The sequence below is a fragment of the Serratia sp. A07 genome, assembly GCF_058725505.1.
Genome location: NZ_JBZXDO010000006.1, coordinates 193,896 through 206,177, shown reverse-complemented (window position 1 = coordinate 206,177; position 12,282 = coordinate 193,896). Strand labels below are relative to the sequence as shown.

Genomic DNA, 12,282 nt, shown 5'->3' with positions numbered 1-12,282 from the left:
TAATTATTTTTAACTGTTTTTACCATTTAAGCGCTTAAGAGATTAAACACTTCTATACTGGTAAGGCTTTGTGGCATCTCTTTATAATCGAAAAGCTTAAAAGGAGTTTTACTATGGAAGTGGCAAAAGAATGGGTAGCGGCGAAAAATATCTCCTGGGGCAGCGTCATTGGTGGTGTTATCACCGTATTGGCTGTTTCACTGTTGCTGTCGACGTTGGGTACCAGCCTTGGATTTTCCATCGTGGATCCGACGTCAGACGATCCAATCAATGGAGCCGGTACCACCGTAGTGATTTGGTCCGCTGTTTCAATCATTATTAGCTTGGCTGCCGGCGCTTTTATTGCCGGACGTTTGGCTGCTAATGACGGCCTTATTCATGGCTTCCTGGTATGGGCTACGTCACTGATTGTGGCGGCGGTGCTGGGCGGGATGCTGGTCGGGTCTGCAGTGAAGGCCACCGGCAATGCGCTGGGTGCTATCGCTTCGACCTCTGGCAGCTTGCTCTCCGGTGCCGGTTCAGCGATTGGCAAAGGGGCAGCCGGGTTAGCGGACGTGGGTGGCAAGGTGTTTGACAAGTTGGGTATAGACACCACGTTGGAACCTGAACAGCTGCATGGTGATGTGGTTACGGCGCTTAAAAAAAGTGGTATTCCGTCATTGCAGCCTGAATTCATGCAGCAACAGTTGAATGCGGCCAAGACTGATTTGGCAGACGCAGTAAAAGCCCTGGCACTTCAGCCCGACAATAGCGATGCGATTATTAAGCAACTGGTCGACAAGCTTAAAAAACATGGTGAGGCCATCTCGCAAGATGTGGATCAAGACACACTGAAAAAAGCGCTGGTTGAAAATACCAATATGACGCCGCAGGAAGTAGACCAGACTGTGAAGAATTTGGTCGACGCCAAAAATAAAACTGCGCAGCTGGTTAATCAGCGTTTGGATGAAGCCGAAGCAAAAATCAATCAGGCAAAACAGGAGTATGCTGAGCTGAAACAGAAAGCGCGCGAACAGGCTGCCGCGGCTGCGGACGAATTGTCTCGGGCTGCCCTGTGGTCATTCTTTGCATTGTTGATTGGCGCAGTGGTCAGTGCATTGGCAGGCTTGTGGGGCGTTAACACCAACGCCCGGCGTGTCACCGTATCATCTCCGCAGGCGTAATTTCCAGGCTCGTTTGCGCGTCTCGATGATAGAGGGATGAGAGCCTGAAATACTGACGGTGATGAAATGACAGCCAGGAAAGACTGGCGTTTCCCCCGGCCATGTGCCGGGGTTTTTATTGTTTGCGGCGTGATTAATGACCACCTTTATCGCTGTGTACGGTATTAGGCATCAATTGCCACGATCCCTGAGAACAGGTGGATAACATAGATGCGCTGTAAATAATAATGAGTGTGATTATGAAACAAGAGCTGAATATTTTGCTGGGGAAGGCCGTTGCCTTTCTATTCTACGGCGCTTTTTTGGCGGCCTTGGTCGGCCTGGTGTTTATCGACGTACACTGGCTGCACAACTTCGTGCATGAAACCTCGCTGACCGAAGTGGCGCAGGAACTGTTGCTGCTTGCTATCGCCGGTGGTTTTTTCGCCGCGGCCTGGCGACAGGCTGAACGCCGCTCCGCCTGGATGCTGGTCGGCGGCTTCTTTCTCTGCATGCTGATCCGCGAGATGGACTTCGCCTTCGATGCGCTGTGGCACGGAGCGTGGGTGTGGTTCGCGCTGGCGGTCGCCTTGGTTTGCCTGTGGCATGCCGGCAGGCACATCGCGGCGACGGTGCGCGGCCTGGCTGATTTCGTGACGCATCCCGGCTACGGCATGATGTGCGCGGGCCTGCTGTGCATTCTGGTGTTTTCACGCCTGTTCGGCATGAGCGCGCTGTGGCAAACGCTGATGTTGGACGGCTATAACCGGGTAGTGAAAAACATGGTGGAAGAGGGCTGTGAACTGATGGGCTACGGCCTGTGCCTGCTGGCCACCCTGAGCTACATGAAAACCGTTTTTGCGCCGGATGACGCGAAAGCGTGAGGGCGGCGCTTTATTTATCCGGAACAATTTTAGTGATACTATTCGCTTAGCCGAATGCGGCTGAGAAGGTATGCGTTCCATTCTGTATACCCAGTGAGGTTTCAATCTGGCAATTGTGGGCGAGATCTGAAACCTGGCTGACCAAACCCAAAACCCAATTTTCGTACTGCATGTGATCTGTCGTGTGGGTCACCACTGTAGATAAGGAATTATTAATGCCTGTTATTACTCTTCCTGACGGTAGTCAGCGTCATTTCGACCACCCCGTTTCCCCGATGGATGTCGCGCGCGATATCGGCCCTGGCCTGGCGAAAGCCTGTATCGCCGGCCGCGTCAACGGCGAGCTGGTTGATGCCAGCGATCTGATCGAATCAGATGCGCAGCTGGCCATCATCACCATCAAAGATGAAGACGGTCTGGAAATCATGCGCCACTCCTGCGCGCACCTGCTGGGTCATGCGATCAAGCAGCTGTGGCCGGATACCAAAATGGCGATCGGTCCGGTGATCGACAACGGTTTCTATTATGACGTGGATATCGACCGCACCCTGACGCAGGAAGACCTGGATCTGCTGGAAAAGCGGATGCACGAGTTGGCCGATAAGGATTACGACGTCATCAAGAAGAAGGTCAGCTGGCAAGAAGCCCGCGACACCTTCGCTGAGCGCGGCGAAATCTACAAAGTGGCGATCCTGGATGAGAACATCAGCCATGACGATCGTCCTGGCCTGTATCACCACGAAGAATACGTCGACATGTGCCGTGGCCCGCACGTGCCGAACATGCGTTTCTGCCACCATTTCAAGCTGCAGAAAACCTCCGGCGCTTACTGGCGCGGCGACAGCAAAAACAAAATGCTGCAGCGTATCTACGGCACCGCCTGGGCAGACAAGAAGCAGCTGAACGCCTACCTGCAGCGTCTGGAAGAAGCGGCCAAGCGCGATCACCGCAAGATCGGCAAACAGCTCGACCTGTATCACATGCAGGAAGAAGCGCCGGGCATGGTGTTCTGGCACAACGACGGTTGGACTATCTTCCGCGAGCTGGAAGCCTTCGTGCGCATGAAGCTCAAAGAGTACCAGTACCAGGAAGTGAAAGGTCCGTTCATGATGGACCGCGTGCTGTGGGAAAAAACCGGCCACTGGGAAAACTACAAAGACGCCATGTTCACCACCGCGTCGGAAAACCGCGAATACTGCATCAAGCCGATGAACTGCCCGGGTCACGTGCAGATCTTCAACCAGGGCCTGAAGTCGTACCGCGATTTGCCGCTGCGCATGGGCGAGTTCGGAAGCTGCCACCGCAACGAGCCATCGGGCTCCCTGCACGGCCTGATGCGCGTGCGTGGCTTCACTCAGGATGACGCACACATCTTCTGTACCGAAGAGCAGGTGCGTGCCGAAGTGAACGAATGCATTCGCATGGTCTATGACGTGTACGGCACTTTCGGCTTCGACAAGATCGCCGTCAAGCTGTCTACGCGTCCGGAAAAACGCATCGGCACCGACGACATGTGGACCCGTGCGGAAGAAGACCTGGCCGCCGCGCTGACCGAGAACGGCATTCCGTTTGAATATCAGCCGGGTGAGGGTGCCTTCTACGGACCGAAAATTGAATTTACCCTGCATGATTGTTTGGATCGCGCATGGCAATGTGGTACCGTGCAGCTCGATTTCTTCTTGCCGGGCCGTTTGGGCGCCTCGTACGTTGGCGAAAACAACGATCGCGTCGTGCCGGTAATGATTCACCGCGCCATTTTGGGCTCCATGGAACGCTTCATCGGTATCCTGACCGAAGAATACGCCGGGTTCTACCCGACCTGGATCGCTCCGGTGCAGGTGGTGGTGATGAATATCACCGACAGCCAGTCTGATTACGTCCAGCAATTGACCAAAAAACTGCAGGATGCAGGTATTCGCGTGAAAGCGGACTTGAGAAATGAGAAGATTGGCTTTAAAATTCGCGAACATACTTTACGTCGAGTCCCTTACATGTTGGTGTGCGGCGACAAAGAGGTCGAAGCAGGCAAAGTTGCCGTTCGTACCCGCCGTGGCAAAGACTTGGGAAGCCTGGACGTAAACGAAGTCGTAGACAAGCTGCTGAAAGAGATTCGCAGCCGTAGTCTTCATCAACTGGAGGAATAAAGTATTAAAGGCGGAAAACGAGTTCAACCGGCGCGTCCTAATCGCATTAACAGAGAAATTCGCGCGCAAGAAGTTCGCCTAACCGGCGTCGATGGCGAGCAGATTGGTATTGTCAGTCTGAATGAAGCTCTTGAAAAAGCTGAGGAAGCGGGCGTTGATTTAGTAGAAATCAGCCCAAATGCCGAACCGCCAGTTTGCCGAATCATGGATTACGGCAAATTCCTCTACGAGAAGAGCAAGTCGACGAAAGAACAGAAGAAGAAGCAAAAAGTTATCCAGGTTAAGGAAATCAAATTCCGTCCTGGCACCGATGATGGCGACTATCAGGTCAAACTACGCAACCTGATTCGCTTTCTGGAAGATGGCGATAAAGCCAAAATCACCCTGCGTTTCCGTGGGCGTGAGATGGCGCACCAGCAGATCGGTAAGGAAGTGCTTAACCGCGTCCGTAAAGACCTGTGTGAAGATATGGATCTGGCAGTGGTCGAATCCTTCCCTACGAAGATCGAAGGCCGCCAGATGATTATGGTGCTCGCTCCTAAGAAGAAACAGTAAGGCTTACAAGTAATGGAACCCGCGCGGCGCTTGCGCTGTGTGGGTTTTATTCGCCCAACTGATTCGTTGTTTAACAATGCGAAGTGGATTTAATTAAAATGCCAAAGATTAAAACTGTACGTGGTGCAGCCAAGCGCTTCAAAAAAACCGGCAGCGGTGGTTTTAAGCGTAAACATGCCAACCTGCGTCATATTCTGACCAAAAAAGCAACCAAGCGTAAACGTCACCTGCGTCCGAAAGGCATGGTGTCTAAAAACGATCTGGTCCTGGTTACCGCGTGCCTGCCGTACGCATAAGCCATTTTTTTTGAATTTAGAATAAGACTTTAGGAGAGAGCATATGGCTCGCGTAAAACGTGGTGTAATTGCACGCGCACGTCACAAGAAAATTATGAAGCAGGCGAAAGGTTACTACGGTGCCCGTTCGCGCGTATATCGTGTTGCCTTCCAGGCAGTAATCAAAGCAGGCCAGTATGCTTACCGTGACCGTCGTCAACGTAAGCGTCAGTTCCGTCAGCTGTGGATTGCACGTATCAACGCAGCTGCTCGTCAGAACGGTCTGTCTTACAGCAAGTTCATCAACGGCTTGAAAAAAGCGTCGATCGAAATTGACCGTAAGATCCTGGCTGACATCGCAGTCTTCGACAAAGTGGCCTTCGGCGCACTGGTTGAGAAAGCGAAAGCAGCTCTGGCGTAAGTCAGTAGAAGAGGGAGCTTGCTCCCTCTTTTAATCTTTGTTTTCAGCGACAAATATTGACTTTTATTGACCGCCGCTATATCACTGGTGGGCAATCATCGACAAGGTACCGCAATCATGCACGCAGCTATTTTTCGTTTCTTTTTTTACTTTAGCGCCTGATTTCAGGAGGCTTTGCGCGTAAGAAAAGAAACGAAAAGTAGCGCCTAAGCCTCCCTCGTGGAGGCTTTTTTGTTTTTGGCCATCGTCCCGCCTTGCAAAGCGTTGCGGTGAGAGCGGCAGGCGTTGAGCGAGCCTTGTGCCTCGCTGGTGAGTCGCCTGGCCGGCAACGTATTGAAAAGTCTTTGAAGATTGCTCAAAGGCGTGTTCGAATAATAGATAACAATTACTTAGGGCCATCCCGGCCAGAGGAAGAGGAAAGCAATGCCACATCTCGCAGAGCTGGTTGCCAATGCCAAGGCAGCCGTAGAAGATGCCCAGGATGTTGCCGCGTTAGATTTGGTACGCGTCGAATATTTTGGCAAGAAAGGTCATTTCACCTTGCAGATGCAGTCTCTGCGCGACGTACCGGCGGAAGACCGTCCGGCGGCCGGCGCGGTGATCAACCAGGCCAAGCAAGAGGTGCAAGACGCGCTGAACGCGCGTAAGAACGCGCTGGAAAGCGCCGCGCTGAACGCGCGCCTGGCGGCTGAAACCATCGACGTGTCCCTGCCGGGCCGTCGCATGGAGAACGGCGGCCTGCATCCGGTGACCCGCACCATCGACCGTATCGAAACCTTCTTCGGCGAGCTGGGCTTCTCCGTTGCCACCGGCCCGGAGATTGAAGACGATTACCATAACTTCGACGCGCTGAACATTCCAGGGCATCACCCGGCGCGCGCCGACCACGACACCTTCTGGTTCGACGCCACGCGCCTGCTGCGCACCCAGACTTCAGGCGTGCAGATCCGCACCATGAAGAACCAGCAGCCGCCGATCCGCATCATTGCGCCGGGCCGCGTTTATCGTAACGACTACGATCAGACGCACACCCCGATGTTCCACCAGATGGAAGGGCTGATCGTCGATAAAGACATCAGCTTCACCAACCTGAAGGGCACGCTGCACGATTTCCTGAACAACTTCTTTGAAGAAGATCTGCAGGTTCGTTTCCGTCCGTCCTACTTCCCGTTCACCGAGCCGTCCGCTGAAGTGGACGTGATGGGCAAGAACGGCAAGTGGCTGGAAGTGCTGGGCTGCGGCATGGTGCATCCGAACGTGCTGCGCAACGTGGGCATCGATCCGGAAGTTTACTCCGGCTTCGCCTTCGGCATGGGCATGGAGCGCCTGACGATGCTGCGTTACGGCGTCACCGACCTGCGCGCATTCTTCGAAAACGATCTGCGTTTCCTCAAACAGTTTAAGTAAGGCGGGAATATCACATGAAATTCAGTGAACTCTGGTTGCGCGAGTGGGTAAACCCGGCCATCAGCAGCGAAGCATTATCCGATCAAATCACCATGGCCGGCCTGGAAGTGGACGGCGTGGATCCGGTTGCCGGCGCGTTTAACGGCGTCGTCGTGGGCGAGGTGGTCGAGTGTGGCCAGCATCCGAACGCCGACAAACTGCGCGTTACCAAGGTTAACGTAGGCGGCGATCGCCTGCTCGACATCGTCTGCGGCGCGCCGAACTGCCGTACCGGCCTGAAAGTGGCGGTCGCCACCGTGGGCGCGGTGCTGCCGGGCGATTTCAAAATCAAGGCCGCCAAGCTGCGCGGCGAACCTTCGGAAGGCATGCTGTGCTCGTTCTCCGAGCTGGGTATTTCCGACGATCATGACGGTATCATTGAGCTGCCGCTGGATGCGCCGATCGGCACCGACATCTGCGACTATCTGAAACTGAACGACAACACCATCGAGATCAGCGTTACCCCGAACCGCGCCGACTGCCTGGGCATCATCGGCGTTGCGCGCGACGTGGGCGTACTGAACCAGGTTGCGCTGACCGAGCCGGACATGAGCCCGGTAGCCGCCACCATCGACGCCACGCTGCCGATCCGCGTTGACGCGCCGCAGGCGTGCCCACGCTATCTGGGCCGCGTAGTGAAAGGCATCGACGTTAAGGCGCCAACCCCGCTGTGGATGCGTGAAAAACTGCGTCGCTGCGGTATCCGTTCTATCGATGCCGTGGTTGACGTCACCAACTATGTGCTGCTGGAGCTTGGGCAGCCGATGCACGCCTTCGATCTGAGCCGCATCGACGGCGGCATCGTGGTGCGCATGGCGGAAGAAGGGGAAACCTTGACGCTGCTGGACGGCAACGAAGCCAAACTGAACGCCGACACCTTAGTGATCGCCGATCATCAAAAAGCACTGGCGATGGGCGGCATCTTCGGCGGCGAGCATTCCGGCGTCAACGGGGAAACTCAGGACGTGCTGCTGGAGTGCGCCTTCTTCAGCCCGCTGTCGATCACCGGTCGCGCACGCCGTCACGGCCTGCACACCGATGCTTCTCACCGCTATGAGCGCGGCGTCGATCCGGCGCTGCAGTACAAAGCGATGGAGCGCGCTACGCGCCTGCTGCTCGACATCTGCGGCGGCCAGGCCGGCCCGGTTATCGACGTGACCGATGAAAACGAACTGCCGAAGCGCGCTACCATCACGCTGCGCCGCGAGAAGCTGGATCGCCTGATCGGCCACGTGGTGCCGAGCCAGCAGGTTAGCGACATTCTGCGTCGCCTGGGTTGCCAGGTAACCGAACAGGGCGACAGCTGGCAAGCGGTCGCGCCGAGCTGGCGTTTCGATATGGAGATCGAAGAGGACCTGGTGGAAGAAGTGGCGCGCGTTTACGGCTACGACAACATCCCGGATGTGCCGGTTCGTGCCGATCTGGTGATGACCCAGCATCGCGAAGCCGATCTGACGCTCAAGCGCGTGAAGACCATGCTGGTCGATCACGGCTACCAGGAAGCGATCACCTACAGCTTCGTCGATCCGAAAGTGCAGGCATTGCTGCATCCGAATGAAGAAGCGCTGATCCTGCCGAGCCCGATTTCGGTCGAGATGTCGGCGATGCGTCTGTCGCTGTGGACCGGCCTGCTGTCTGCGGTGGTGTATAACCAGAACCGCCAGCAGACGCGCCTGCGCCTGTTCGAAAGCGGCCTGCGCTTTGTGCCTGATAGTGCGGCAGATCTGGGTATCCGTCAGGATGTCATGCTGGCAGGCGTGATCGCTGGCCATACGCACGATGAGCATTGGGATCTGGCGCGCAAGCCCGTCGACTTCTATGATTTAAAAGGGGATCTGGAGTCTGTCCTCGAGCTGACCGGTAAATTATCCGAAATTCAGTTCCGGGCGGAAGCCAATCCGGCCCTGCATCCAGGGCAAAGTGCGGCGATTTATTTGCACGGCGAACGCGTAGGTTTCATCGGTGTGGTTCACCCGGAACTTGAACGTAAACTGGATCTTAACGGCCGCACCGTGGTGTTTGAACTGGAGTGGAACAAGCTTGCGAGCCGCGCCGTGCCTCAGGCGCGGGAGATTTCGCGCTTCCCGGCAAACCGCCGTGATATCGCCGTTGTGGTGGCTGAAAACGTCCCCGCAGAAGATATTTTGGCCGAGTGTAAGAAAGTTGGCGCAAATCAGGTAGTTGGCGTAAACTTGTTTGACGTGTACCGTGGCAAGGGCGTGGCAGAAGGTGACAAGAGCCTGGCTATCAGTCTGGTATTGCAGGATACCGCTCGTACACTGGAAGAAGAGGAGATAGCCGCTACCGTTGCAAAATGCGTAGAGGCTCTAAAACAGCGATTCCAAGCATCCTTGAGGGATTGAACCTATGGCGCTTACTAAAGCTGAAATGTCAGAACACCTGTTTGAGAAGCTTGGGCTTAGCAAACGGGACGCCAAAGACCTGGTGGAACTGTTCTTTGAAGAGGTCCGTCGGGCCCTTGAGAATGGCGAACAGGTAAAACTGTCGGGTTTTGGCAACTTTGATCTGCGTGACAAGAACCAACGTCCGGGGCGTAACCCGAAGACCGGCGAAGACATTCCGATTACGGCGCGCCGCGTGGTGACCTTCCGTCCGGGGCAGAAGCTGAAAAGCCGGGTAGAAAACGCCAGCCCGAAAGGGTGAGTGACGTGACATCAAAAAAGGCCGCTTGCGCGGCCTTTTTCTTTTTTTTGGGAAAATTCAGTTTATTCCTAATGGGCAATGTAAGAATTAAATTTATTCATTAAAGCACTACGGCGAAAATTTATTTAATCTTATTTGCGGAATATTCTTATGTCTTATTTTATTTGATGGGTGGCCTTATTTGTCATTTCAATAACGGCCATAATAATGGCCTGGGCCGTCGCCGCGGTGGCCTCCACCCCAGTGCGGGCCCCAGCAGCAGGCGCTGAGGCTTGAGGCCAGGGCCACAACGGCCAGCAACATACCGATACGTTTAATCATCTTATTATCCTCCGGTGGGAATCCATTTAATTATAATTGTCTTGCGGCTTGAGGGACGTCAGTTATTCGTTAAACCTTGTCAGTGGTTATGATAATTAAAGGCGGCGGCAAACAGTGTAGGGATTGTGTAAGGCCGTCGAAAACGATCTGAAAATAGGCATCGATGAGATAGTCGTTAAATAAGCACGCTGATATAACCACTGCAGCAAGAAAAATAGAGTGAGAAGGTAAAATGAAAAAGATCCTGTTGCTGGTGTGTTTCCCGCTGTTGCTGCCGCTGGCCGCGCAGGCCGATGTGTCCGTCGATATCAACGTGCCGGGCGTTTCCCTGCATCTGGGGGATCAGGACCGTCGCGGCTACTACTGGGATGGCTACGACTGGCGTCCACCGCAGTGGTGGCATGCGCACCAGGGCCGCGGTCTGGGTGAGCGCAATGCGCGCGGTTTGTACTGGGACGGCGGACGCTGGCAACCTTCGCCGCCGCGTGGTTATGAGCATCGTGAGCCGGAGCGCAGCGGCAATCCGTTCCATGGCGATCGCGATAATCGCGACCGCCGTCATGACGATCGGGGTGACCATGACCGGCGCGATGACGGCCGCGGTCAGCCTTATCCACCGGGCAACGCCGGCCCGCATCGTTAATCCCTGAGTTTTTCGGCGGCTGGTTTTGCCATCATCATGGTGATGACGGGCAGGGCCAGCCGCTGCTTTCCTGCGCCATCGCCTACGCAAGGCTTCCCCTTGCGGCGTTAACCCCCTAATATTCGACTCAGACGTCAATTATCCGGCCACGACAGCGGCCGGCAGGGAAACGCCGCGCCATGCCAACCAGCCGTACTTTCACCTTACTGTTGCAACATCAGCGCTACCGCGATAAGCGCCAGATCACTCTGCTGGCGCTGGGCGTGGCGGTGGCGTTGCTGTTCAGCCTCTGCGCCGGTGACCAATGGATATGGCCGTCAGCGTGGTTCAGCGATCGGGCGCAGTTGTTCGTTTGGCAACTGCGTTTACCGCGCGCGCTGGCGGTGATGCTGGTCGGCGCCGCCCTGGCGGTGGCAGGCGCGGTGATGCAGGCGCTGTTTGAAAACCCGCTGGCGGAGCCCGGTCTGCTGGGGGTGGCTAACGGCGCCGGCGTCGCGCTGGTGTTGACGGTGCTGTTGGGGCACGGTTTGTTGCCGGTGGCGCTGATGAGCGCCGCCGCGATAGCCGGTGCGCTGGCGATGACCTTTTTGCTGCTGGGCTTCGCTCGGCGCCGTCGCCTGACCAATGCTCGGCTGTTGCTGGTTGGCGTGGCGCTGGGCATCGTGTGCAGCGCGCTGATGACCTGGGCGGTCTATTTCAGCACCAGCCTCGATCTGCGGCAGCTGATGTACTGGATGATGGGCGGTTTCGGCGGCGTGGACTGGCGGCAAAAGTGGCTGGTGCTGGCGCTGCTGCCGGTGCTGCTGTGGCTGTGCGGCCAGGGCAGAGCGCTCAACCTGATGGCGCTGGGCGAGGTGCAGGCGCGGCAACTTGGGCTGTCGCTGCATCTGTGGCGTAATTTGCTGGTGCTGGCGATCGGCTGGCTGGTCGGCGTCAGCGTGGCGCTCGCCGGAGTGATTGGCTTTGTTGGGTTGGTGATCCCGCATATTTTGCGGCTCACCGGCCTGACCGACCAGCGCTATCTGCTGCCGGCCTGCGCGCTGGCGGGAGCCGGGGTGTTGCTGGTGGCCGATGTGATCGCCCGCGTTGCGCTGCTGGCGGCCGAGCTGCCGATCGGCGTGGTGACCGCCACGCTGGGGGCGCCGCTATTTATCTGGTTACTGACCCGAACAAAGGGCGTAAGGTAGTTTTCTTCATTCACCTGCCATTAAAAAACCAAAGGATGACAACCGATGAGCAAGCCAATCTACAACCTGCCGTTACACACCATCGAAAACCAGGCGACCACGCTGGGCGCCTATCAGGGTAAGGTGCTGCTGGTGGTCAACGTGGCCTCGGAGTGCGGCCTGACCAAGCAATATGAAGGGCTGGAAGCGCTGTACGAAACCTATCGCGATCGGGGGCTGGAAGTTTTGGGGTTCCCGTCCAATGAATTCCTGGGCCAGGAGCCGGGCAGCAACGAAGAGATCCTGGCGTTTTGCCGCGGCACCTTCGGCGTGCAATTCCCGATGTTCGCCAAGATTGAGGTGAACGGCGAACATCGGCATCCGCTGTACCAGGCGCTGATTGCCGCGCAGCCGGATGCTGTCGCACCGCAGGGCAGCGAGTTCCTGGCGCGGATGACCAGCAAAGGGCGGGCGCCGAAGCACGCCGGCGATATTCTGTGGAACTTCGAGAAATTCCTCGTCGCGCGCGACGGCACGGTGACCCAACGCTTCTCGCCTGACACCACGCCGGAAGATCCGGTGCTGGTGGCGGCGGTAAAACAAGCGCTGGCAGGATAAGAC

At 56.2% G+C, this 12,282-nt stretch carries 13 protein-coding genes and 1 other annotated feature; all 13 genes read left to right on the top strand.

The window, feature by feature from the left end:
• The first annotated feature begins 113 nt into the window (after positions 1-113).
• The 13 genes from AC4PR2_RS09340 to AC4PR2_RS09280 all read left to right on the top strand — a co-directional run bounded on the left by AC4PR2_RS09340 (position 114) and on the right by AC4PR2_RS09280 (position 12,279).
• Complete coding sequence (locus AC4PR2_RS09340; protein ID WP_492175057.1) at positions 114-1,163, top strand: CAP-Gly protein; 1,050 nt, start codon at positions 114-116, stop codon at positions 1,161-1,163.
• A 239-nt stretch (positions 1,164-1,402) separates the two neighbouring features.
• The gene (locus AC4PR2_RS09335) at positions 1,403-2,026 is read left to right on the top strand and encodes a hypothetical protein (protein ID WP_492175056.1); all 624 of its coding nucleotides are present in this window, start codon (positions 1,403-1,405) and stop codon (positions 2,024-2,026) included.
• 215 nt (positions 2,027-2,241) lie between these two features.
• Positions 2,242-4,170 (top strand): threonine--tRNA ligase, encoded by a 1,929-nt coding sequence (gene thrS, locus AC4PR2_RS09330; RefSeq protein WP_492175055.1) that lies wholly within the window; start codon positions 2,242-2,244, stop codon positions 4,168-4,170.
• Between the two features lie 3 nt (positions 4,171-4,173).
• Complete coding sequence (infC, locus tag AC4PR2_RS09325) at positions 4,174-4,725, top strand: translation initiation factor IF-3 (RefSeq protein ID WP_492175068.1); 552 nt, start codon at positions 4,174-4,176, stop codon at positions 4,723-4,725.
• A gap of 98 nt (positions 4,726-4,823) precedes the next feature.
• Entirely contained in the window at positions 4,824-5,021 is a 198-nt protein-coding gene (gene rpmI / locus AC4PR2_RS09320; RefSeq protein ID WP_004931418.1) for a 50S ribosomal protein L35, read from the top strand.
• 43 nt (positions 5,022-5,064) lie between these two features.
• Entirely contained in the window at positions 5,065-5,421 is a 357-nt protein-coding gene (rplT, locus tag AC4PR2_RS09315; protein WP_004931417.1) for a 50S ribosomal protein L20, read from the top strand.
• A gap of 113 nt (positions 5,422-5,534) precedes the next feature.
• Positions 5,535-5,657 (top strand) — a sequence feature (Phe leader region).
• Positions 5,539-5,583 (top strand): pheST operon leader peptide PheM, encoded by a 45-nt coding sequence (gene pheM / locus AC4PR2_RS09310; protein WP_121626058.1) that lies wholly within the window; start codon positions 5,539-5,541, stop codon positions 5,581-5,583. Its footprint overlaps the feature before it by 45 nt.
• Before the next feature lie 187 nt (positions 5,658-5,844).
• Positions 5,845-6,828, top strand: coding sequence for a phenylalanine--tRNA ligase subunit alpha (gene pheS, locus AC4PR2_RS09305; RefSeq protein ID WP_004931416.1), 984 nt, complete (start codon positions 5,845-5,847; stop codon positions 6,826-6,828).
• Between the two features lie 14 nt (positions 6,829-6,842).
• Complete coding sequence (gene pheT / locus AC4PR2_RS09300) at positions 6,843-9,230, top strand: phenylalanine--tRNA ligase subunit beta (RefSeq protein ID WP_492175054.1); 2,388 nt, start codon at positions 6,843-6,845, stop codon at positions 9,228-9,230.
• Positions 9,231-9,234: 4 nt separating this feature from the next.
• Positions 9,235-9,531, top strand: a complete 297-nt coding sequence (ihfA, locus tag AC4PR2_RS09295; RefSeq protein ID WP_004931414.1) for an integration host factor subunit alpha — start codon at positions 9,235-9,237, stop codon at positions 9,529-9,531.
• Between the two features lie 553 nt (positions 9,532-10,084).
• Complete coding sequence (locus AC4PR2_RS09290; protein ID WP_038871079.1) at positions 10,085-10,495, top strand: DUF2502 domain-containing protein; 411 nt, start codon at positions 10,085-10,087, stop codon at positions 10,493-10,495.
• Between the two features lie 179 nt (positions 10,496-10,674).
• Positions 10,675-11,682, top strand: coding sequence for a vitamin B12 ABC transporter permease BtuC (gene btuC / locus AC4PR2_RS09285; RefSeq protein ID WP_060440072.1), 1,008 nt, complete (start codon positions 10,675-10,677; stop codon positions 11,680-11,682).
• A gap of 45 nt (positions 11,683-11,727) precedes the next feature.
• On the top strand, positions 11,728-12,279 hold the full coding sequence (locus AC4PR2_RS09280; protein WP_337046733.1) for a glutathione peroxidase: 552 nt from the start codon (positions 11,728-11,730) through the stop codon (positions 12,277-12,279).
• The last annotated feature ends 3 nt before the right edge of the window (positions 12,280-12,282 follow it).